General features: G+C 66.6%; 21 protein-coding genes. 10 read left to right on the top strand and 11 right to left on the bottom strand.

Annotation, left to right across the window (positions count from 1 at the left end):
* Positions 1-18 precede the first annotated feature (18 nt).
* The 5 genes from AVE30378_RS11720 to AVE30378_RS11700 all read right to left on the bottom strand — a co-directional run bounded on the left by AVE30378_RS11720 (position 19) and on the right by AVE30378_RS11700 (position 3,846).
* The gene (locus AVE30378_RS11720) at positions 19-579 is read right to left on the bottom strand and encodes a 5'-3'-deoxyribonucleotidase (RefSeq protein ID WP_129241028.1); all 561 of its coding nucleotides are present in this window, start codon (positions 577-579) and stop codon (positions 19-21) included.
* Positions 580-627: 48 nt separating this feature from the next.
* Positions 628-1,158, bottom strand: coding sequence for an RNA 2',3'-cyclic phosphodiesterase (gene thpR, locus AVE30378_RS11715; RefSeq protein ID WP_129241027.1), 531 nt, complete (start codon positions 1,156-1,158; stop codon positions 628-630).
* 30 nt (positions 1,159-1,188) lie between these two features.
* Complete coding sequence (cheD, locus tag AVE30378_RS11710) at positions 1,189-1,902, bottom strand: chemoreceptor glutamine deamidase CheD (protein WP_129241026.1); 714 nt, start codon at positions 1,900-1,902, stop codon at positions 1,189-1,191.
* Between the two features lie 307 nt (positions 1,903-2,209).
* Positions 2,210-3,118: a cell division protein FtsX gene (locus AVE30378_RS11705; RefSeq protein ID WP_129241025.1), complete on the bottom strand. Its 909-nt coding sequence runs from the start codon at positions 3,116-3,118 to the stop codon at positions 2,210-2,212.
* A complete protein-coding gene (locus tag AVE30378_RS11700) occupies positions 3,115-3,846 on the bottom strand; it encodes a cell division ATP-binding protein FtsE (RefSeq protein ID WP_129241024.1) in 732 nt (243 codons plus the stop codon). The genes AVE30378_RS11705 and AVE30378_RS11700 overlap by 4 nt, the downstream gene beginning before the upstream one ends.
* A 267-nt stretch (positions 3,847-4,113) precedes the next feature.
* On the opposite strand from AVE30378_RS11700, the gene AVE30378_RS11695 reads away from it, so the two are divergent.
* The 4 genes from AVE30378_RS11695 to AVE30378_RS11680 all read left to right on the top strand — a co-directional run bounded on the left by AVE30378_RS11695 (position 4,114) and on the right by AVE30378_RS11680 (position 8,388).
* Positions 4,114-5,130: an amino acid ABC transporter substrate-binding protein gene (locus AVE30378_RS11695; protein WP_129241023.1), complete on the top strand. Its 1,017-nt coding sequence runs from the start codon at positions 4,114-4,116 to the stop codon at positions 5,128-5,130.
* A gap of 164 nt (positions 5,131-5,294) precedes the next feature.
* The gene (locus AVE30378_RS11690) at positions 5,295-6,485 is read left to right on the top strand and encodes an amino acid ABC transporter permease (RefSeq protein ID WP_129241022.1); all 1,191 of its coding nucleotides are present in this window, start codon (positions 5,295-5,297) and stop codon (positions 6,483-6,485) included.
* A gap of 1 nt (position 6,486) precedes the next feature.
* Positions 6,487-7,587, top strand: coding sequence for an amino acid ABC transporter permease (locus tag AVE30378_RS11685; RefSeq protein WP_129241021.1), 1,101 nt, complete (start codon positions 6,487-6,489; stop codon positions 7,585-7,587).
* A 60-nt stretch (positions 7,588-7,647) separates the two neighbouring features.
* Positions 7,648-8,388, top strand: coding sequence for an amino acid ABC transporter ATP-binding protein (locus AVE30378_RS11680; RefSeq protein WP_129241020.1), 741 nt, complete (start codon positions 7,648-7,650; stop codon positions 8,386-8,388).
* 92 nt (positions 8,389-8,480) lie between these two features.
* Here the strand turns inward: AVE30378_RS11680 and AVE30378_RS11675 are convergent, their stop codons facing one another.
* From AVE30378_RS11675 to AVE30378_RS11650, 6 genes are read right to left on the bottom strand one after another with little or no spacing between them, the layout of a single operon-like run.
* A complete protein-coding gene (locus tag AVE30378_RS11675; RefSeq protein WP_129241019.1) occupies positions 8,481-9,638 on the bottom strand; it encodes an acetyl-CoA acetyltransferase in 1,158 nt (385 codons plus the stop codon).
* Positions 9,635-10,003 (bottom strand): Zn-ribbon domain-containing OB-fold protein, encoded by a 369-nt coding sequence (locus AVE30378_RS11670; RefSeq protein WP_244235023.1) that lies wholly within the window; start codon positions 10,001-10,003, stop codon positions 9,635-9,637. The genes AVE30378_RS11675 and AVE30378_RS11670 overlap by 4 nt, the downstream gene beginning before the upstream one ends.
* Positions 10,004-10,015: 12 nt before the next feature.
* Positions 10,016-11,281, bottom strand: a complete 1,266-nt coding sequence (locus AVE30378_RS11665; RefSeq protein WP_129241017.1) for a CaiB/BaiF CoA transferase family protein — start codon at positions 11,279-11,281, stop codon at positions 10,016-10,018.
* 8 nt (positions 11,282-11,289) lie between these two features.
* Positions 11,290-12,276 carry a Bug family tripartite tricarboxylate transporter substrate binding protein gene (locus AVE30378_RS11660; protein ID WP_129241016.1) on the bottom strand — a complete coding sequence of 329 codons (987 nt, stop codon included), beginning with the start codon at positions 12,274-12,276 and terminating at the stop codon, positions 11,290-11,292.
* 55 nt (positions 12,277-12,331) lie between these two features.
* Positions 12,332-12,766, bottom strand: coding sequence for a MaoC family dehydratase (locus tag AVE30378_RS11655; protein ID WP_129241015.1), 435 nt, complete (start codon positions 12,764-12,766; stop codon positions 12,332-12,334).
* Between the two features lie 11 nt (positions 12,767-12,777).
* Positions 12,778-13,251: a MaoC family dehydratase gene (locus AVE30378_RS11650; RefSeq protein WP_129241014.1), complete on the bottom strand. Its 474-nt coding sequence runs from the start codon at positions 13,249-13,251 to the stop codon at positions 12,778-12,780.
* Positions 13,252-13,413: 162 nt separating this feature from the next.
* Between AVE30378_RS11650 and AVE30378_RS11645 the strand changes: the two genes are divergently transcribed.
* The 6 genes from AVE30378_RS11645 to AVE30378_RS11620 all read left to right on the top strand — a co-directional run bounded on the left by AVE30378_RS11645 (position 13,414) and on the right by AVE30378_RS11620 (position 22,035).
* On the top strand, positions 13,414-14,187 hold the full coding sequence (locus AVE30378_RS11645; protein WP_129241013.1) for an IclR family transcriptional regulator domain-containing protein: 774 nt from the start codon (positions 13,414-13,416) through the stop codon (positions 14,185-14,187).
* Between the two features lie 245 nt (positions 14,188-14,432).
* Positions 14,433-16,049: an acyl-CoA carboxylase subunit beta gene (locus tag AVE30378_RS11640; RefSeq protein WP_129241012.1), complete on the top strand. Its 1,617-nt coding sequence runs from the start codon at positions 14,433-14,435 to the stop codon at positions 16,047-16,049.
* A gap of 12 nt (positions 16,050-16,061) precedes the next feature.
* Positions 16,062-17,231: an acyl-CoA dehydrogenase family protein gene (locus AVE30378_RS11635; protein WP_129241011.1), complete on the top strand. Its 1,170-nt coding sequence runs from the start codon at positions 16,062-16,064 to the stop codon at positions 17,229-17,231.
* 20 nt (positions 17,232-17,251) lie between these two features.
* Positions 17,252-19,219 (top strand): acetyl/propionyl/methylcrotonyl-CoA carboxylase subunit alpha, encoded by a 1,968-nt coding sequence (locus AVE30378_RS11630; protein WP_129241010.1) that lies wholly within the window; start codon positions 17,252-17,254, stop codon positions 19,217-19,219.
* Positions 19,216-21,030: an acyclic terpene utilization AtuA family protein gene (locus AVE30378_RS11625; protein WP_129241009.1), complete on the top strand. Its 1,815-nt coding sequence runs from the start codon at positions 19,216-19,218 to the stop codon at positions 21,028-21,030. The genes AVE30378_RS11630 and AVE30378_RS11625 overlap by 4 nt, the downstream gene beginning before the upstream one ends.
* Positions 21,031-21,060: 30 nt before the next feature.
* A complete protein-coding gene (locus tag AVE30378_RS11620; protein WP_129241008.1) occupies positions 21,061-22,035 on the top strand; it encodes a Bug family tripartite tricarboxylate transporter substrate binding protein in 975 nt (324 codons plus the stop codon).

Here is a 22,035-nt window from a genome sequence, read left to right as displayed (position 1 = left end):
GCGGCCGGCGGACGGGGCTCACTCGTCCGCCGTATACAGCTCTCCGGCCAGCACGCTGCGCCAGTTCTGCCAAGTGATGCGGGGACGGTCCGCGACCTCCCGGTTGTAGGGCGCGTCGAACAGGATGTGCTTCCAGCGGGGCTTCATCGCGCCGTCGATCGCGGGTTTGTCGTCGATCAGCAGGTCGCCGTGCACCAGCGTCTTGTCCTTGGTCAGGATCAGCCGGTTGGTGGCCTCGCGCCCCAGGTGTCTTTCCACCCACAGGTATTTTTCCGCCACGCAATTCTCGAACTGGGAGAGCGGCGACGAGCAGATGCGCACGTCCATGCCCAGCGCCAGCAATTCCTTCACCGCCTCCAGGGAGCCGGGCACGGGCGGCAGGTCGCGGATGAAACCGGGCGCGGTGTAGATGGCTTCGGCCATGCCGCGCAGTTCGGGGGCGTAGTCCTGGCGGATGTAGAAGGATTTGCGGTCCTCGAATTCCACGGGCGGGATGCCGGGATGGCGCGCGCGCCAGGCGTCGATGAAGGCGTGTTCGAAGTCGGCGAGCACGCCGTCTTGGTCCAGCAGGATGATCATGGCGATCCGGCGGTGGTTGCGACCGTCCGATTGTGCCAGAGCGGGACGTTAGCCAGATTGCGGCCGGGACTGCGCCACGATGCGGTAGCGGCTGCCGCCCGTGAGCGACTCGGACGCGACCAGCACCATGCGGTCATAGGGCCACAGCAGGGGCGCCGGCGCGTCGGGGGGCGGTTCCGGGCGCTCGATGTTGCGCAGCAGGGTGACGTGGGGGCGGAAGGGATGGGGCGGCGCGCCCAGGCCGAACCCGGCCAGCCATTGCCATAACCCGTCATGCGCGGCCTGCAGGCCGGCGGGCGTGTCGCCGGGGCCGGCCCACAGAATGCGCTGGCGGCTGAATACGCCGTAGCGGTCCAGTTCGATTGCGCCGGGATCCAGGCGTTTTTCGGGGGTGGCGGCGGCCAGTTCGTCCGCCAGCGCCGCGTCCACCGGCCCCAGGAAGGCCAGGGTCAGGTGCAGGGTTTCCGTGCGCATGGCGCGGCCGCCGCAATTCGGCCGGGCCTGTTCCGCCCAGGCCGCGAGCGATCCGGCCAGCGCGGGCGAAGGCCACAAAGCGTAGAAAAGGCGGACGGTCGACATGCCATGATTGTAGGGGCGCGACCGCGCGGTTCAACTGCCCGCGGTTTCCGGCCTGCGCCGACGGACGACGCCCGTGTCGAAACGCTCCACGCCGGGGCGGGCGGGGCGGTCGAAGCGTTCCACGCCCGGCCGGGAAAAACGTTCGACGCGCGGCGGGCTTTCCGTCTTGGCCTGCACGCTCTGGGCGGCGGCCTGTTCGCGCCTGGCGATGATTTCCTCGGCGCGCTGGTGGTGCGGCGCCATCTTGCGGACCATTACCCGGCCGTCCCGCGGGAAGTAATTGATGCGGCGCGCATGCACGTCGCCCAGGTCCTGCGCCTTGACCGGGATGCCTTCCGTTTTCAGGTACGTGAGCACGAACTGGCCGTTGCGCTCGCCGATGTTCATCTGCTGCATGGCGGAAAGCACCGCGCCGCCGCCGAACACCTTGGCTTCCAGGCGGTCGCGCACGGCGCCGGCCTTCAGCAGTTCGTTGATCAGCACTTCCATGGCGAACGCGCCGTAGCGCATGGTGGCCGAGGCGGGTGATTGCATGTCGCCTTCCGGCAACATGAAATGGTTCATTCCGCCCACGCCCTTCACGGGGTCATGGATACAGGCGGCGACGCACGACCCGAGCACGGTCGAAATCATCAGGTCTTCGTCGGTGACGTAGTACTCGTTGGGCAGTACTTTCACCGCCTGACACTGGAACGCGCTATCGAAATAGTGGCGCGTCGCGCGGGCTTCAAGACGGGCGGCCATGGGACGGAATAAGAGGGAAGGACGGCGAGTGGAGCACGAAAGGAACGGTTCGGTAAAACGGCGATTGTGTCAAAAAGTGTAAGAAAATGTCGCTTTATTCTTGCATATCCAAGCGTCGAGTGGGGGAATTCGTGTGTAACCGTCGATCCGATCCAGGATTGCTCTGGTGTGTCCCCAATTAATATGGGCCGGCGGAGCGCCCGTTTGCCCGCGCCGGGACGCCTCCCGGCATCCTACACAGGCGGACGGGAACCGTTCCCCGGATCACGGGGAGGAAGCGGGGCTATACGGGGCCTTTGGGCGGCCGCTAGAAGCGCGTGCTGCGGGTGACCGACCAGCGGGCGGACAGCGCGCCCAGGGCGGCCGCGGCGGCCACCGCGCCGATCAGCACCGCCGGACCGGGCAGGTGCAGGGCGAATTCCGCCCCGTAGCTGCGGGCCAGCCCGATCAGGGCGTCGTTCAGCGGGGCCAGGGCGATCGCCGCCACGCCGATGGACAGCAGCGCCGCCACGGCGCCCGAGAGCGCGCCCAGGTACAGGAAGGGGCGGCGCACGAAGGACTCGGTCGCGCCGACAAGCCGCGCCACGCCGATTTCCTCGCGTTGCGAGAGCGCCTGCATGCGCACGGTGTTGAAGACGGTCGCCAGCACCACCACCGCGACGCAGGCGGCCAGGAACCCCAGGCCGATGCGGGCGAAGCGCAGGATCGCCTCCAGCCGCTGCACCCAGGCGCTGTCCAACTGCACCAGGTCGACGTGGTTCCATTGCTTCCAGGCCGCCGCGAGCTTGTCCGCCCGCCCGGCCAGGTCTTCGCCGTCGGCCAGCGTGACCACCACCGCGTCCGGCAGCGGATTGCCTGGCAGCACGGCCAGCGCCTGCTGCCAGGCCGGGTTCGCGCGAAGGGCCGCCAGGGCGTCCTCGCGGCCCACCACGCGCACGGCGCGGACGTCCTGCCCGTACTCGCCCTGGATGCGCTTGGCCACGTCGCCGGCGGCGCCGGCCGGGGCGTCCACGCGCATGAACACGGTGACTTCCGGGGTGACGGACATTTCGCGCGCCACGGGCTGCACCGAAACCAGGATGGCGCTGCCCAGGAGCGGCAGGGCCAGGGCCAGCGCCATGACCAGCAGGTTGGCCAGCGAGGAGAAGGGTTGCTTGAGCAGCCGGCGCAGGGTGACCATCAACGCGTAGCGGTGCTGCCGCAGCCAGGCGTTCATGCCGTTTCTCCCGGTTGGCCATGCCCGGGCGCGGCGCGCCCGGCGCCCGCCTCGGGCGGCTGGGCGCCGCCGTGGGAGTCGGCGAACTTGCCCGGTTCGATGCGCAGGGTGCGGGTGGCGTAGCCCGCCATGAGTTCCTGGTCGTGCGAGGCGATCAGGGTGGTGACGCCGACGCGGTTGAAGTCGCGGAAAACATTCATGATGCGTTGCGCGTTGTCGTGGTCGAGGTTGGCGGTGGGCTCGTCCGCGATCAGGATCGCCGGACGGTTCACGATGGCCCGGGCAATCGCCAGGCGCTGTTGCTCGCCGCCGGAAAGCTCGATCGGATTCAGGTCTTCCTTGCCCGACAGCCCCACCTTGTCCAGCGCCGCGCGGGCGCGGGCGGCGGCCGAATTCCAGGCGTGCCCGGTGACGGCCAGGGGCAGCATCACGTTTTCGAACGCGCTGCGGTCGAACAGCAGGTGGGTGTCCTGGAGGATGACGCCCACGGCGCGCCGCAGGTAGGGCCGGGCGCGCGCGGGCAGCTTGTCCAGTCGCTGGCCGTTGACCTGGATGGACCCCCGGCTGGCGGGTTCCAGCCCGCCGATCAGCTTGAGCAGGGTGGACTTGCCGGCGCCGGATGGCCCCGACACGAAAACGAACTCTCCCGCGCTCACGCGGAAGTTGATGTCGGCCAGGATATTGCGGCCGCGACCATATGATTTGAATACGTGCTGGAATTCGATCATGGCGGCTGTCAGATGAAGCCGCAATAGTAACTCGGGGACAGTAAGGTGGCCTAAGGCGACAGAGGGATGGGGCCCGGGAAGTTCCCCGGCCGCCCCGGTGCGACGTCCCTCTTTTCGCAGGAAAACAGCGTTTCATTTCATCCAGTGTCCCTATATTTCAAGGGAATTCCCGGATGCGCCGCGTGCGGCCCGGACGCTACCATCCGCCCCATGCGTAGGCCCAACCCGGCCTCGCGCGAATTCGCCTTATCCCACACGGAGAACACGATGAAAGTACTGAAACTCGCTGCTGTCGGCGCCGCCTTGTTCGCTGCATCCGCGGCAGCCAACGCGGGCGCGACCTTCGATAACGTTAAGAAAAAGGGGTTTGTCCAGTGCGGGGTTTCGACGGGCATTCCGGGATTTTCCATCGCTGACAGCAAGGGCGAATACAAGGGCATCGACGTGGACCTGTGCCGCGCCATCGCCTCGACCATGTTCGGCGATGCCACCAAGGTGAAGTTCACGCCCCTGAACACGCAGCAGCGCTTCACCGCGCTGCAATCCGGCGAAGTCGACGTCCTGACCCGCAACACCACCGTCACGCTCACGCGCGACACGACGCTGGGCCTGATCGGCGTGGGCGTGAACTACTACGACAGCCAGGGCGTCATGGTGTCCAAGGACCTGAACGTCAAGAGCGCCAAGGAGCTCAACGGCGCCACGATCTGCGTGCAGCCCGGCACCACGACCGAACTGAACCTGGCCGACTGGTTCCGCGGCCAGAAGATCGAATTCAAGCCGGTCGTGATCGACAAGTACGACGAAATCATCCGCGCCTTCTCGGCCGGCCGTTGCGATGCCTTCACGACCGACAAGTCGCAGTTGGCCTCGACCCGCACGACGCTCGAGAATCCGGACAAATTCGTCATCCTGCCGGAAGACTTCTCCAAGGAGCCCCTGGGCCCCATGGTCCGCCAGGGCGACGAGCAATGGTTCAACATCGTCCGCTGGTCGCTCAACGCCATGCTGGAAGCCGAGGAGTACGGCATCACCAAGGCCAACGTCGATGAAATGACCAAGAGCACCAATCCCAACATCCAGCGCATCCTGGGCGTGACCCCGGGCATGGGCAAGAACCTGGGCGTGGACGACAAGTGGGCCTACAACATCATCAAGAACGTGGGCAACTACGGCGAAAGCTTCGAAAACACGCTGGGCAAGAACAGCGCGATGAAGCTGGAGCGCGGTTTGAACGCCTCTTACAAGCAAGGGGGCTTGATGTACGGCTGGCCGGTGCGCTGACGCGCGGCTGCCTGGTAAAACGGAGCCTGGCGCTCCGTTTTACCTAGGGCCTGTTGACACCCGACGGAGCGTCGCACAGGCCCTAGCCCGCCACGCGCGGGCGGCAGGAGTGGGCGGCAGGGCCTCGGTCCTCGCCGCCTGATGTCCGACTTCTGTAGATTCATATGACGACTCCCGATAAAAACGCCCCGCTTTCGGCACCTCCCAGGCGCCTGAACTGGAACGACCCCGGCGTACGCTCCGTGGTCTACCAGGTGCTTGCGCTGGCGGCGGTTGCCTGGGCCGTGTGGTTCCTGGTTTCAAATACCCTGCACAACCTGTCCGTGCGCAACATCGCCACGGGCTTCGGCTTCCTCAGTCGAGAGGCCGGGTTCGCGATCGGCGAAACGCCCATCGCCTATTCCCCCGCCAGCGATTACGGCCGCGCCATCCTGGTCGGCCTGCTCAACACGCTGCGCGTGGCCATCATCGGCATCGTGCTGGCGACGATACTCGGCACGCTGATCGGCATCGGCCGCCTGTCCAAGAACTGGCTGGTCGCGAAGGTCGCTTCGGTCTACGTCGAAGTGATGCGCAACATACCGCTGCTGTTGCAGCTTTTCTTCTGGTATGCGCTCATCACGGAAAACATGCCGGGCCCGCGCCAGGCGCACAATCCGCTGCCGGGCGTGTTCATCTCCAACCGCGGCCTGAAAGTGCCGGCGCTGGAAGGGAATTCGCTGGACTGGATGCTGATCGGGCTGGGCGTGGCCATCGTCGCCATCATCTTCCTGGGCCACTGGGGCAAGAAGCGCCAGGAGGCCACCGGCCGGGTGTTCCCGCTGGGCCGCGCGGCCATCGGCCTGCTCATCGGCCTGCCCATCGTCGGCTGGCTGGTCAGCGGCGCGTCGCTGACGCTGGACATGCCGGAACTCAAGGGTTTCAACTTCTCGGGCGGCCTGACGCTGTCGCCGGAATTCGCCGCGCTGCTGGCCGGCCTGGTGATCTACACGTCGGCGTTCATCGCCGAAGTGGTCCGCTCGGGCATCCAGGCGGTGAACAACGGCCAATGGGAGGCCGCGGGTTCGCTGGGACTGCGCCGCAAGCAGGTGCTGCGCCTGGTGGTCCTGCCCCAGGCATTGCGCGTCATCATTCCCCCGATGACCAGCCAATACCTCAACCTGACCAAGAACAGCTCGCTCGCCGTGGCCATCGGCTATCCCGACATCGTCTCCGTGGTGAACACCACGCTGAACCAGACCGGGCAGGCCATCGAGGGCATCCTGATCATCATGGCCGCGTACCTCACGGTCAGCCTGTCGATCTCGATCTTCATGAACTGGTACAACAAGCGCATCGCGCTGGTGGAGCGTTGAGATGAGCAGCACTACGCATACCCCCACCGAGGCCATGCCGCCGCCCAGCTCGCACGTGGGCGCATGGGCCTGGCTCAAGTCCCGCCTGTTCTCGTCGCCGCTGAACATCCTGATCACGGTGCTGCTGGCGTGGTTCCTTCTCATGGCGGTGCCGGCGCTGGTGGAATGGGCCTTCATCAAGGCCGACTTCAACGCCGCCAACGCGCAGGAGTGCCGCGCGTCCGGCGGCGCCTGCTGGGCGTTCATCGTCGAGAAGCACCGGCTGATCCTGTTCGGCACCTATCCGTTCGACGAGCAGTGGCGCCCCTTGATCGCGACCATCATCCTGGTCGCGGTGATCGTGTGCAGCGGCATCCGCCGTTTCTGGAACTGGAAGCTCGCCATCATCTGGACCGTGGGCCTGACGGCCGTGGCGGTCCTGATGTGGGGCGGCGTGCTCGGCCTCACGTACGTGGAAAACGCGCGCTGGGGCGGCCTGCCGCTCACGCTCATCCTGTCCACGTTCGGCATCGCCTTCGCGTTCCCCATCGGCGTGCTGCTGGCCCTGGGCCGGCGTTCGAAGATGCCCGCCATCAAGGCGCTGTGCGTCGTGTACATCGAGCTGATCCGCGGCGTGCCGCTGATCAGCCTGCTGTTCATGTCGTCGGTGATGCTGCCGCTGTTCCTGCCGGAAGGCTTCTCCATCGACAAGCTGCTGCGCGCCCAGATCGCGATCATCATGTTCGCCGCGGCGTACATCGCCGAAACGGTGCGCGGCGGCTTGCAGGCGATCCCGAAGGGCCAGTACGAAGGCGCCGATTCCCTGGGCCTGAGCTACTGGCAGCAGATGCGCAAGATCATCCTGCCGCAGGCGCTGAAGATCGTCATTCCGCCGCTGGTCAGCATCTTCATCGCCTTGTTCAAGGACACGTCGCTGGTGGTGATCATCGGCATTTTCGACCTGACGCTGGCGGCCAAGGCGGCCTTGTCCGACGCGGCATGGCGCGGATTCGGGGTGGAGGCGTACCTGTTCATTTCGCTCATCTACTTCGTCTTCTGCTTCTCCATGTCCAAATACAGCCAGGCGCTGGAAAAACGCCTGGCCACGGGACACGCACGCTAGAACCTTGCAGCGCGCCCGCCCGAGGCGGGCGCGCACCGCGATACTTACGGGAGTACAGGCATGTCTGATGCCATCATTCGAATGCAGGACGTGAACAAGTGGTACGGCCAGTTCCACGTGCTGCGCAACATCAACCTGGAAGTGGCGCCGGGTGAACGCATCGTGGTGTGCGGGCCGTCCGGCTCGGGCAAGTCCACCATGATCCGCTGCATCAACCGCCTGGAAGAGCACCAGAAAGGCCACATCATCGTGGACGGCACGGAGCTCACCAATGACCTGAAGCACATCGAGACCATCCGCAAGGACGTCGGCATGGTGTTCCAGCACTTCAACCTGTTCCCCCACCTGACGGTGCTGGAGAACCTGACGCTGGGCCCCATGTGGGTGCTGAAGAAACCGCGCGCGGAGGCCGAAGCCACCGCCATGAAATACCTGGAACGCGTGCGCATTCCCGAGCAGGCCACGAAGTTCCCCGGCCAGTTGTCGGGCGGCCAGCAGCAGCGCGTGGCGATCGCGCGGTCCCTGTGCATGAACCCCAAGATCATGCTGTTCGATGAGCCCACCTCCGCGCTGGACCCGGAAATGGTCAAGGAAGTGCTGGACGTGATGGTGAGCCTTGCCCAGGAAAGCGGTATGACCATGATCTGCGTGACCCACGAAATGGGCTTCGCGCGCAAGGTCGCCAACCGCGTGATCTTCATGGACCGCGGCGAAATCATCGAGCAGAACAGCCCGGACGAATTCTTCGACAATCCGCAGAACGACCGGACCAAGCTGTTCCTGAGCCAGATCCTGCACTGATTCCGGCCTCGAATTGCCCGGAACCCCCGCCGCAAGGGTTCCACGAAAGAATCCCCGCGCAGCGCTACGCCGCGTGGGGATTTTTTTCGGCCCTACAGCGCCGCGGCGCTGCCGAGGATGACAGTGCTCTGGCTGGACAGCGTGCCGCCATTGCCGTGCGCGAGCGCGGTGTGGCAGTCGGCGACTTGCCGCTCGCCGCATTCGCCCCGCAGTTGGCGGACGGCTTCGATGAGCGCGAAGATGCCGTACATGCCGGGGTGGCAATACGACAGGCCGCCGCCGCTGGTGTTGACGGGCAGTTCGCCGCCGGGCGCGATGCGGCCGTTTTCGACGTAGCGGCCGCCTTCGCCTTTGGGACAAAAGCCCAGGTCTTCGAGAAAGAGCAGCGGCGTGATCGTGAAGGCGTCGTAGAGCTGCAGGACGTCGATGTCCCGGGCCGCGAGACCGGCCATGCGATAGGCCTGGGCGCCGGACGCCACGGCAGCCGTGGCGGTAAGGTCCGGCATGGCGGAGATCGAATAGTGCCCGAGCGCCTCGCCCACGCCCAGCACGTAGACGGGCGGGCGGCGCAGGTGGCGGGCGCGCTCGGCGCTGGCGAGGACTAGGGCCCCGCCGCCGTCGGTGACCAGGCAGCAGTCGCGCAGGGTGAGCGGCTCGCTGATCATGGGCGAGGCGAGGACGTCTTCGACGGTGAGCGGTTTTTTCTCCCAGGCGGACGGATTGCGCAGCGCCCATTGCCGGGCGGCGACGGCGATCTCGGCGAGCTGCCGGCGGGTGGTCCCGTACTGGTGCATGTGGCGCGAGGCGGCCAGCGCGTACGAGCTGGCGGTGTACAGGGGCCGGTAGGGAGCTTCATGCGGGTTGGGGTCGGGCGCGGCAACGTTGGCTCGCCCCAGGCTGCGTTGGGTGCTGCCGTAGGCGATGACAGCCACCTGGCACAGGCCGGCCTCGATGGCGGCCTGCGCGCGCGCGACCATGGTCATGAATGAGGCGCCGCCCATGTTCGTGGCGTCGTGATAGCGTGGCTGGATGCCGAGGTATTCGGCCAGCGCCAGCGTGGGCATGCGGCTTTGCGAGGTGGTCGCGAACAGCCCGTCGACCTCGTCCAGGCGCAGGCCGCAGTCGTCCAGCGCGCGCGCCGCGGCCTGCGCCATGAGGTCGAGGGGGCCGAGGCCGGGCATGACTTTGCCCAGGTCGGATTCGGCGGCGCCGACGATGGCGACGCCGCCGCGTTGCAGCGTGGGGGTCATGCCGACTCCTCGATATCGAAGACGGGATAGGGGGCGCCGCCGTCTGGAGGCGTATGAGCGCGCATGCGCACGCGCATGCCGATGGCGGGCTCGCCTTCGACCCGGCTCATGAGGCGAAAGCCCTCGTCCAGGTCGATCAGGACGACGTTGTAGGGATCCTGGTCGCGCGGATGCACGACCGTCACGGCGTGCACGGTGCCCAGGCCCGCGCTTAGCCGCCATTCGAGCGCCGGGTTGCCGGAGCCCGGGCCGATTACGCGCGGCGGAAAGACCGCGCTTTCTGTGCGCGTATCGTACTGATAGGCAAGGTGCCCGGCCGACAGGTGGCGGTGGTAGATCGCCAGCGGGGATTCCTGTTGCGTCATGGGAGTGTCCATTCAAACGATGCGCTGTTCGCGCAGCCTGGCGATTTGCTCGGCGCTGTAGCCCAGGAGCGCGCTCAGCACGCTGTCCGTGCTGTCGCCCAGCCGCGGCGGCGGCAGGTCGTAGCGCGGCGGCGTATCGCTCAGCCGCAAGGGGCTGGCGATGGTGGACACCAGGCCGTCGATATCGGCGTGGGCGGGCCGGGAAATGTCCACGCGCAGGCCGCGGTGCCGCACCTGGGGATCCTGGAACACTTGCTGGTAGCTGTTGATGCGGCCGCAGGGCACGCCGTTCGCTTCAAGCCTTTCGATCCAGTCGGCGGCGGGTCGCGCCAGCATGCTGCGCGCCAGTTCGGGCACCAGGGTATCGCGGCCCTGGATGCGGCCCGTGACTTTGGTCCAGCGCGTATCGGCGGCGAGGTCCGGGCGCTCGATGGCCGCGCAATAGCGTTGCCATTGGTCGTCGTTGCCCACGGCCACGACGATCTCGCCATCGGCCACCGCGAAGACCTGGTAGGGAACCAGACTGGCATGGGCGTTGCCGTAGCGCTTGGGGTCGTTGCCATTGGCGAAGTAGCCGGTGACCTGGTTGCCGCCCAGGGCCACGATGCAGTCGAGCAGGGCCATGTCGATGTACTGGCCCAGGCCGGAGACATCGCGGTGATTCAGCGCGGCGAGGATGGCGATCGTGGCATACATGCCGGTGATGACGTCGGCGATGGCGATACCGGCTTTTTGCGGGCCGCCGCCGGGCAGGTCGTCGCGTTCGCCGGTAATGCTCATGAGGCCGCCGATGGCCTGGAAGACGAAGTCATAGCCCGGCTTGCTGGCGCTGGGGCCCTCCTGTCCGTAGCCGGTGATGGAGCAATACACCAGGCGCGGGTTGATGGCGCGCAGGCTGGCGTAGTCCAGCCCATAACGCTTGAGGTCGCCGATCTTGTAGTTTTCGATGACCACATCGCTTTGCGCGGCCAGTTCGCGCACGATGCGCTGGCCCTCGGGTTTGGAGATGTCGAGGGTCAGCGATTTCTTGCCACGGTTGGCGGCCGCATAGTAGGAGGAGTCGCGCGTGTCCTGGCCCGCGCCGTCGCGGATCCAGGGCGGCCCCCAGGCGCGCGTGTCGTCGCCCGTGCCCGGGCGCTCGATCTTGATCACGTCCGCGCCCAGGTCGGCCAGGTTCTGCGTGCACCAGGGGCCGGCCAGGATGCGCGAGAGATCCAGCACCCGGATGTGGGAGAGCGCGCCGCGCGCCGGCGCGTTGCTCGAGGGAGTTGCCGTCATGCCTGCTCCTACTGGATGGTGATGTGGGCGTCGTCGATGACCTTGGCCCACTTGTCCATTTCCGCGTTGACGAAGCGCGCGTACTCGGGCTGCGTCATGGTTCCCGGCACGGCGCCTTGCTGCGCGAACTGCTCCTGGATGGACGGAGAACGCAAAGCGGCCAGGACGTCGCCGGATATCTTGGCGAGCAGCTTGGGATCCATGTTGCCGGGCGCGTACAGGCCGAACCAGGCCGTGGCCTCGAAACCCTTGACGCCCGCTTCATCCAGCGTCGGCACATCGGGCAGGGCGGAAGAGCGTGTCAGCGAGGTCACGGCCAGGGCTCGCAGCTTGCCGGCCTTGATGTGCTGAAGCACGCCGGGAACCGAGTCGAACATGATGGGGATCTGGCCGCCCAGCAGGTCGTTCAGGGCCGGCGCGGCGCCTTTGTAGGGAATGTGGACCATGGACACGCCGGTCATGGACTTGAACAATTCACCGGACAGATGGTTGGCGCCGCCAGTGCCCGCCGAGCCGAAGTTCACCTTGCCGGGGTTGGCCTTGGCGTAGGCGATCAGGTCGGCCACGCTATTGATGCGATTGCGCGCGGCGAAGTCCGGGTTGATCACGAGCACGTTGGGCACCGCGGCCACCTGCGCGACCGCGGTGAAGTCCTTCCTGCTGTCGTAGCGCAGATTCTTGTATAGCGCCGGGTTGATCACGTGGTGCGTGGCCGTCACCATCAGCGTGTAGCCGTCGGCGGGCGTGCGGGCCAGTTGTTCGGAAAAGATCGTGCCGCTGGCGCCGGGTTTGTTCTCGACGACCACGGGCTGTTTCCATTCCGTGCCCAGCGCGTTGCTCAGCATGCGTGCCAGGATGTCGGTGGTGCCGCCGGGCGGAAAGGGCACGACCAGGCGGACGGGATGATCGGGAAAGGCCTGGGCGTGCGCGCCCAGGGGCAACAGGCACAGCATCCCCAGGCACAGGGAGGCCGCAGTATGCAACCAGCGATTCATTGTTGTCTCCTCGGTTTTTTTTGAACCGGTATCCGCGCGGCGGATACCGGAGGCTTCAGCGGGGGAACTCCACCATGGCTTCGCCTGACGCCACGGTCTCGCCGCGTTGGTTGAGCACTTGCACGTCCAGCGTCGCCCAACGGCTTTGCTCGGTCTTGCGCGTGGCCGTGATCACCGCCAGCGGGGTGATGGTGTCGCCGGGTTTGACCGGCGATTTCCAGCGCGTTTCCAGGCGGCGCTGCACACCGCCGCGCTCGTAGAGCCAGTCGGTCAGCATGCGCGTGATCACGCCGAAGTTGTTCATGCCGTGCATGATGATGCCGCCGAAGTTGGTGCGGCCGAAGTCGCCCTGCATGTAGTTGTCGTCCAGGTGCAGGGGGTTGTAGTCCAGCGAGGCTTCGCAGAAGGCGCGAATGGATTCGCGGGTGGGCGAGAAGGGCGCCCCTTCGATTTTCTGGCCGATCGCGAGCGAGTCGAAAGCTTGGGTCATCTTGGTGCTCCTTACATGGGCCGGATAGTCCAGCCGCGGCCGGAGCAGATCACTTCGTTGTTCTGGTTGAAGAAAACGTTGTCGTGCACGACGAACAGGCGGTCCTTGCGGATGAACTTGTCGAGCGCGCGGGCTTCCAGCCGGATGACGTCGCCCGGGCGCGCCGGGATGTTGTAGCTCCAGGATTGGCCGGCATTGACCGTGCCCGGGCTGCGCATCCAGTCATCGGCAGGCGTGCAGGAGAACATCAGGAGGATGTGGATGGCCGGCGGGGCGATCAGGCCCTTGTAGGGGGACTTCAGCGCATAGGCTTCGTCGAAGTACAGGGGGTGCATGTCGCCGACGACGCGGCAATACTTTTGAATGGCTTCCAGCGTCAGGGTGTAGGGAATCGTCTTGCGAGGCTCGCCAGGGACGATGTCGTCCCAGATCTTGCGCGTGGCGGCGTCTTTCCAGAAGTCTGTCTCGAATGTGGTTTGAGTCATGGCCTTTCCAGGGCGGGTTGTGGGGAAGGCGCATTGCCGGGCCCGGACTTGCGCAGCACGGTCACTCTGTCTATAATGACCGCTAGGCGGATATATTCATCCGCTATACGGTCATTCTGAGAGTTGAATGCAGACGTGTCAAGCACGTATGCAGGAGCATCTATGGCAACGCCTGAAAGCGAATCCTTCGTCCGCACCTTTGCGCGCGGACTCAAAATCATCGAAACCATGGGGCAGGGCGAAGCGCGCCAGACGCTGGCCGACGTTGCGTCGGCCGTGGAGTTGCCGCGCACCGCGGTGCGCCGCTTCCTGATGACGCTGGTCGAACTGGCTTTCGTGAAAAGCGACGGCAAGCACTACTGGCTCACGCCCAAGGTGCTGCGCCTGGGGCTGTCCTATCTGTACACGCTGCCCTTTTGGCGGCAGTCGCAACTGGCGCTCGAGGAACTGGGCGCGCGCATAGGCCAGTCCTGCGCGGTCTCGGTGCTGGACGAGGAAGAGATCGTCTACGTGCAGCGCCTGCATACCAAGCGCATCCTGCCCATGAGCCCTTCGCTGGGCAGCCGCCTGCCGGCGCATGCGGTATCGATGGGCAGGGTCTTGCTGTCGGGCCTGGAAGACGACGCGCTGCAAAACTATCTGCAAGCGGCCAGGCTGAAAAAGATGACGGCCGCCACGGTTGTGGACCGGGACCGGTTGCGCGAGGCGATCCTGCTTGCGCGAGAGCAGGGCTATGCCTGGGTGGACAGCGAGCTGGACGATTCCATCGCCGGTCTGGCGGTGCCGGTGCGCGATCAAGACGGCACCATCGTGGCGGCCGTCAACGTCAGCCTGACGGCCGGCACCTACCAGGAAGAGGCCGCGGTGGCGGAGTTTCTCCAGCCGTTGCGGCAGACGGCGTCGCAATTGCGGGCGACGATGGTGGGGTTGCGCTAGCTTTCTGACAAAGCCACCGTGCTCGTCGTGCCCTGCCCGCCATCCGTCCGGGCTTCCAAGAAACCGCGCAAGGCGGTTTTTTTTTCGCCAGCCCTGGCGTGGCGCTCGGCTCGCATCACATAAGCAATTCTTAACTGTCGGCGGACGAGTTCTTGATTGTGCGGGCTGTCCGCGTGGCCCATCATAGGCTCACGCTGCCGGTCCGCCCGGCGCTCCCCGGAACTCGACATAAGGTGTCTGCAACCATGGCCGATCTGGAATCCCGCCTCGACAGGCAATCCCCTGCCTATCAGCGCAACCGCGAACAGATGCTGACGCTGCTGTCGGAACTGTCGCAACTGGAGCAACGGGCGGTGGACCGGTCGGCGCAGGCCGCGCCCGCGTTCCACAAGCGCGGCAAGCTGCTGCCGCGGGAACGGCTGGCGGCGCTGATCGATCCCGGCAGCCCCTTTGTGGAATTGATGAAGCTGGCGGGCTATTGCGGCATCGAGAACCCGGATCCCGCCACCAGTGTGCCGGGGGCAGCCATCGTTTCGGGCGTCGGCGAGGTCTGCGGCGTGCAATGCATGATCGTTATCAACGACGCCGGCATCAGCGCGGGCGCCATGCAGGCCATGACGGCCCAGAAGGTCATGCGGTGCCAGGAGATCGCGCTGGCCAACCGGCTGCCTTTCATCCAGTTGGTCGAGAGCGCGGGCGGGAATCTGAAGAAGTACCGCGCCGAACGCTTCGTCCATGGCGGCGGCATGTTCTACAACCTGGCGAAACTGTCCGCCGCCGGGATTCCGGTGGTATCCCTGGTGCACGGTTCCTCGACCGCGGGCGGAGCCTACCTGCCGGGGTTGTCCGATTACGTCGTCATGGTGCGCAACCAGGCGCATGCCTTCCTGGCGGGCCCGGCGCTGTTGCAGGCCGCCACCGGAGAGACCGCGACGGAAGAAGAACTGGGCGGAGCGGAGATGCATGCGTCGGTGTCGGGCCTGGCCGATTACGTGGCCGACAACGACCGCGAGGCCATTCTCCAGGTGCGCGACATCGTGCGCGCCTTCGGGTGGGCGGGGAAAGAGGACGTCCGCGCCGCCGCGCCGCCCCGGCATGACGTCCAGGACCTGCTGGGCATCATGCCCGCCGATTACCGGGTGCCTGTGGATATGCGCGAAGTGATCGCGCGGCTGATCGATGGATCCGATTTCCATGAGTTCAAGCCCGACTACGGAGCGGCCACGGTCTGCGGGTATGGGACGCTGCACGGCACGCCGATAGGGCTGCTGACCAACAACGGTCCGCTCGATACGGCTGGGTCGACCAAGGCCGCGCAATTCATACAACTGTGCTCGCAGTTGGGCAGGCCCATCGTATTCCTGCAGAACATCACGGGGTTCGTGGTGGGCCGCGCGCATGAAGAGGCGGGCATGATCAAGCATGGCGCCAAGCTCATCCAGGCCTTGTCCAATGCCGGCGTGCCGCGCCTGACCGTTCTCTGCGGCGCCTCGTTCGGCGCCGGCAACTATGGCATGTGCGGGCGCGCATTCAAGCCGGATTTCCTGTTCTCGTGGCCGAACGCGAGGACCGCCGTGATGGGGGGCGAACAAGCCGCCATGACCATGCGGCGCGTGGCCGAGAACAGCGCCAGGCGCGCCGGCACGGCGCCCGATTCCGCCGCGCTGGAAGCGGAGAGCCAGGAAATCGTGCGGACATTCGAATTGCAGTCTTCCGCCGTGCATACCAGCAGCCTGCTGCTGGACGACGGCGTGATCGACCCGCGCGCCACCCGGGACGTTCTGGGAGTGGCGCTGGCCGCTTGCACGCGGTCGGCAAAGCGCGACGTTCATCCGATCCAGTTCGGCGTCGCGAGATTCTAACGAGGAGATTCCATGTTTACCCACGAGCACATCGCGTTGCAGGACGGCGTACGCCAGTTGATCGAGAAAGAGATCAATCCTTATCTGGACCAGTGGGAGGAGGCGGAGATCTTCCCCGCCCACGAAGTCTTCAAGAAGCTTGGCAAGGCGGGTTACCTGGGAGTGAACAAGCCGACCGAGTTCGGCGGGATGGGCCTGGACTATTCCTATGAAATCGCGTTCTGCGAAGCGATCGGTTCGGTGCGGGCCGGCGGCGTCGGCATGGCGATCGCGGTGCAGACCGACATGGCCACGCCGGCGCTGGCGCGTTTCGGCAACGACTCGGTGCGCGAACAGTTCCTGCGGCCTTCGATCGCCGGAGACTACGTGGCCTGCCTGGGCGTATCCGAAACCGGGGCGGGTTCCGACGTCGCTTCGCTGAAGACGACCGCCCGCAAGGACGGCGACGATTATGTGATCAGCGGTTCCAAGATGTGGATAACGAACGCCACGCAGGCCGATTGGATGTGCCTGCTTGCCAACACCAGCGACGACAAGCCGCACCGGAACAAGTCGCTGATCTGCCTGCCGCTGAAGCAGGACAACGGCAAGCCGGTGCCCGGCGTCACGATGAGCAAGATCAAGAAGGTGGGCATGTGGTCTTCCGATACCGCGCAGGTGTTCTTTGACGAAGTCCGCGTGCCGCAGCGCTACCGCATCGGCGAAGAAGGCATGGGCTTCACCTACCAGATGCGCCAGTTCCAGGAGGAGCGCCTGAGCGGCGCGACCCGCCGCGTGACGGCCCTGGGCGATGTGATCAACGACACGATCGACTACACGCGCCAGCGCCAGGTCTTCGGCAAGCCGCTGCTCGACAACCAGGCCGTGCATTTCCGGTTGGCGGAGTTGAAGACGGAGGTCGAGATGCTGCGCGCCATGGTGTACCGCGCGGCGCGGGTGCACATGGATGGCGGCGACATGACGGAGCTGGCGTCCATGGCGAAGCTGAAAGCGGGGCGCCTGTGCCGCGAGGTCACGGACTCGTGCCTGCAATACTGGGGCGGCATGGGATTTACGTGGGAAAACGCGGTGTCGCGCGCATGGCGCGACCTGCGCCTGATCTCCATCGGCGGCGGCGCCGACGAGATCATGCTCACCATCATCTGCAAGCACATGGGCATCCTGCCCGCGCGTGCGGCCTGACGCCGCGAGGGGTGGACACGATGAGATTCGATACCTTGCTCGTCGCCAACCGGGGAGAGATCGCGCTGCGGGTCATCCGGGCGGCGCGCGCCCTGGGCCTGCGCACGGTCGCGGTGTACTCGGACGCGGACGCGGAGTCCCGTCACGTCCGGGAGGCCGACATGGCGGTGCGCATCGGCGCCGCGCCAGCGCAGGCGAGCTACCGCAATGTGGACGCGATTCTGCGGGCCTGCGCTTTGACCGGCGCGCAGGCGGTGCATCCGGGCTACGGCTTTCTTTCCGAGAATGCCGAGTTCGCCCGCGCCGTGGCGGAGGCCGGGCTGACGTTCGTGGGGCCGCCGGCCGAAGTCATCGCGCTGATGGGGAACAAGGCCCGCGCCAAGGAGGCGCTGCAACGCGCCGATGTGCCGACGGTGCCCGGCGCGCAAGGCATCTCCGACGACCGGGAATTGTCGGCGCGGGCTCGCGCCATCGGCTATCCGGTATTGCTGAAGGCGGCCGCGGGTGGCGGCGGACGCGGCATGCGGCTGGCGCAGGACGACGCGGCGCTGGCGCAGGCGCTGCCGCTGGCCCGCTCCGAAGCGCTGGGGGCTTTCGGTTCCGATGAGTTGATCCTGGAGAAGGCCATCCTGGCGGCTCGCCATGTCGAAATACAGGTGCTGTGCGATGAGCATGGCAATGCCTTGCACCTGGGAGAGCGGGACTGCTCGCTGCAGAGGCGCTACCAGAAGCTGGTCGAGGAAAGCCCGTCGCCCGCGGTGTCGCCGGCGCTGCGGGAGCGCATGGGCGCCGTGGCGGTGCGCGCGTGCCAGGCGATAGGCTATGTGGGGGCGGGCACGCTGGAATTCCTGCTGGACGAAGCGGGCGGTTTCTATTTCATGGAGATGAACACGCGGCTGCAGGTCGAGCACGGCGTGACCGAGCTGGTCACCGGCATCGACCTGGTGCAGTGGCAACTGAGGGTGGCCCAGGGCGAGCCGCTGGCCTTCCGGCAGGAGGACGTGCGCAGCCGCGGCCATGCGATGGAGTTGCGCGTCTGCGCGGAAGACCCGGCCTCGGGCTTCGTGCCGCAGGTCGGCACCGTGCTCAGATGGATCGAACCGCCCGGGCTGCGCGTCGATACCGCGCTGGAGGACGGCCTGGAAATCACGCCGCACTATGACTCGATGCTGGCCAAGTACCTGGCGTGGGGCGAAACGCGGGAGGAGTGCATCCGCAAGCTGGCGCGGGCCTGCGAGGCCGGCGGTTTGCTGGGAGTCCGTTCCAACCTGCATTTCCTGGCGCGGGCGATCGATCATCCAGAATTCCGCGACGGCGGCGTGACGACGACCTTCCTGGCCGGGCAGGACATGGCGTCCGCGCACTGGCGGGCGGAGCCTTCGGAGCATGCGCTGGCCGCCGCGGCGCTGGCGCTGGCCGGCTGGCCCGCGGGGGGCGCCCCGCAAGGCCTCGCCGCGCCCGGCGAGGTGGCGCTGGACGATGCCTCCGACGGGAAGCCCAGGCTTTTGCGCGTCGCGCAGGAGGCCGATGGCGGCTTGCTGGTGCGCGCCTGGGATGGGCACGTCGCCGAAGGCGAATGCCGGCAGATCCGGATCGACGCGGCTCATCGCCGCGACGGCGAGATGGCGCTGGTCCTGGGCGGCCTGCGCCGGCGCCTGCGCGTGGCCCTGGAAGGAGGAACGGGCATCGCCTGGGTGCAGGACGGCGCGAGCGTCTGGCGCTTCCTGCGGGCCACGCGTTTCGCCGGGCGTGAAGACCAGCAGCCCGGCCAGGCCCGGCTGCTGCGGGCGCCGATGAGCGGAAGAGTGATCAGCGTCGACGTGCGCGATGGAGATAGTGTGACGGCGCAGCAGACCGTACTGGTGCTGGAGTCCATGAAGATGGAAATGTCGATCACCGCGGGCGCGGCGGGCATTGTGGCAAAACTGGCCGTTGCCGCGGGAGACCAGATCAGCACGGGGAAGGCCTTGATGGAGGTGCAGCAATGAACGCGAACCACGACGAGAGCCGGGCGCGCCGGCCGAAAGAGACCGTGCACGTCGGATGCGCCTCGGGTTTCTGGGGCGACTCCCAGATTGCGATTCCGCAACTGCTCACGGCCGAGAAGCTGGACTACATCGTCTTCGACTATCTGGCCGAGACGACCATGTCCATCCTGCAGCGGGCGCGCATGCGCAACCCCGAGCTGGGATATGCGACGGACTTCGTCAGCGTGCTGCGTCCGCATCTGAAAACCCTGCTGGAGCGGGGCGTGCGGCTGGTGTCGAATGCCGGCGGACTGAATCCCCAAGCGTGCCGCGACGCCATTCTGGCCTTCGCCCGGGAACAGGGCCTGTCGCCTCGCATCGCCGTCGTCACCGGCGACGACGTGGCCGAACTGCATGCCGAATTCACCGATGCGCAGGGCTGCCGCCTGCCGGACCTGAACGGCTTCGGGCCTTTGTTGTCGGCCAACGCATACCTGGGCGCCTACCCCATCGTCCAGGCGCTGGCGCTGGATGCGGACATCGTGATCACGGGGCGCGCGGTGGACAGCGCCTGCGCGCTGGCCGTGGCGATACACGAGTTCGATTGGGTGTTTTCGGATTACGACAGATTGGCGCAGGCCAGCCTGGCCGGCCACTTGATCGAGTGCGGTCCGCAGGCGACCGGCGGGCTCTTCACCGACTGGGAGACAGTCCCGGACTGGGCCAATATCGGTTATCCGATAGTGGTGCTGGGCCCGGATGGCGGTTTCGACCTGACCAAGCCCCCCGGAACCGGCGGTCTCGTCAACCGGGCCACGGTGGCCGAGCAACTGCTGTACGAAATCGGCGACCCCGCCGCGTACGAACTTCCCGACGTGGTCTGCGACCTGCGGCAGGTTTCCATCCGCGAGACGGGGCCGGACCGGGTTCGGGTGGAGGGCGCGCGCGGACGGGCGCCTTCCACGCGCTACAAGATCACCGCAACAGGACACGCCGGCTATCAGATCGGCATCATGATGGCGATCCGCGGGCAACGGGCGCGCGCAAAAGCCCTGCGCACGGCGGAAGAGCTGCTGCGGCGCACGCGCAAGCTGCTCGCGCTCAACGGCCTGCCCGACTACACGTCCACCGTGGTGGAGCTGTTGGGGGCGGAAGCCATGTACGGCGGCAACGCGCGCGAGAACGACAGCCGCGAGGTGATCCTGCGCATCGCCGCCTCGCATGCCGAGCGCAAGGGGCTGGAGTTCCTGCAGAAGGAGTCCGCTTCGGCCGGGACGTCGATGGGGCCGGGCACGCGCAGCCACTTCGGCGGCCGTTCCGATATCCAGGCCATCATCAAGACGGGATCGTTCTACATCGCCAAGCAATGCGTGCCGGTCTGGCTCGACTGCGGCGACGTCCACGCCGAGGTCATCGTGCCGGAAAACGGCGAGGAGGGCCCGTCGTTTCCGCCCGCGGCGCAGCAGGCTTGCGCGTCGGCGCCGGCGAGCCCGGACGGCGCCCTGCGGGTGCCGCTGGCGAGGCTGGCCTATGCCCGCAGCGGCGACAAGGGCGACGATTCGAACATCGGCGTGATCGCGCGCTCCGAGGCCTATTGGCCCGTGCTGTTGCGCGAGCTGACCGCCGAGCGGGTGCGCGAGTACTTCAGCCATCTGGTGCAGGGCGACGTGTCGCGCTTCGAGCTTCCGGGGACGGGGGCAGTCAATTTCGTGCTGCGGCGCGCGCTGGGCGGCGGCGGTTCGTCCAGCCTGCGCTCGGATCCCTTGGGCAAGTCGTACGCCCAGATGCTGTTGGACCTGGAAATTCCTTGTCCCGGCGAAATCCTGCAATAGCAGGAGCAAAAGGATGGGAGGAGACTACAAATGGAACAGACCCGCAGGGCATTCATTCAACTGGCCGGAGCCGGCGCGCTGCTGGCCGCTTGTGGCGGCACCCGCGCGCAGACGCTGGACAAGACGGTCCATGTGACCGTGGCATACGGCGCGGGCGGCGCGACCGACACCATCATCCGCTATGTCGCGGACAAGATACGCGAGAAGGTGGGCAGCCCGGTCATCATCGAAAACCGGCCGGGAGCCGACGGCAACATCGCCGCCGAGTACGTATTGCGGCAATCCGGCGACGGCTACAACCTGCTGGTGTCGGGGCCGTCCACGCACGCGGCCAATGCCAGCATCTACAAATCGCTGGCCTACGATCCCGAGCGCGACTTCACGCCGCTGACGACACTGGCGACCGCGCCGTATTTCCTGGTCGTCAATCCGCAGCGCGTGAAGGCGGAAACATTGCAGGCATTCATCGCCGACGCGCGGGCCTCCAAGGGCAGCCTGAGCTTCGCCAGCGCCAACGTCGGCGGCCGCATCGCCGGCGAGCGCTTTCGCGCGATGACAGGCATCAGCGCGGTGAACATTCCGTACCGCGCCAGCACGCAGGCCATGACGGATCTGCTGGGCGGCCAGTACGACTTCTATTTCTGCGACGCCGTCACCGCGACGCCCCAGATGCGGGCCGGCAAGATCCGCGCCCTGGCGGTGTCCACCGCCACCCGCGTGCCCGCCTTTCCGGACGTGCCCACTGTGGCGGAGCTCGGCTATCCGGGCTTCGACGTGTCGTCGTGGATCGCGATCTGGGCGGCCGCCTCGACGCCGCCCGCGGTTTCGCAGCGCCTGGCCGCGTGGATCAACGGCGCGCTCGACAATCCGGAGGGCCGCCGATTCCTGACCGATCGCGCTTTGCTGCCGCAGCCTGGCTCGCCCGAGGACCTGCGCGCGATCCAGCGGCGCGACACGGTGGAGTGGGGCAAAGTGATCGTGGCCGCCGGCATGCAGCAACGGTAG

This window comes from Achromobacter veterisilvae (assembly GCF_900496975.1).
GTDB lineage: Bacteria > Pseudomonadota > Gammaproteobacteria > Burkholderiales > Burkholderiaceae_B > Achromobacter > Achromobacter veterisilvae.
The sequence above is the reverse complement of the archived record's forward strand: the minus strand, read 5'-3'. Positions and strand labels throughout refer to the sequence as shown.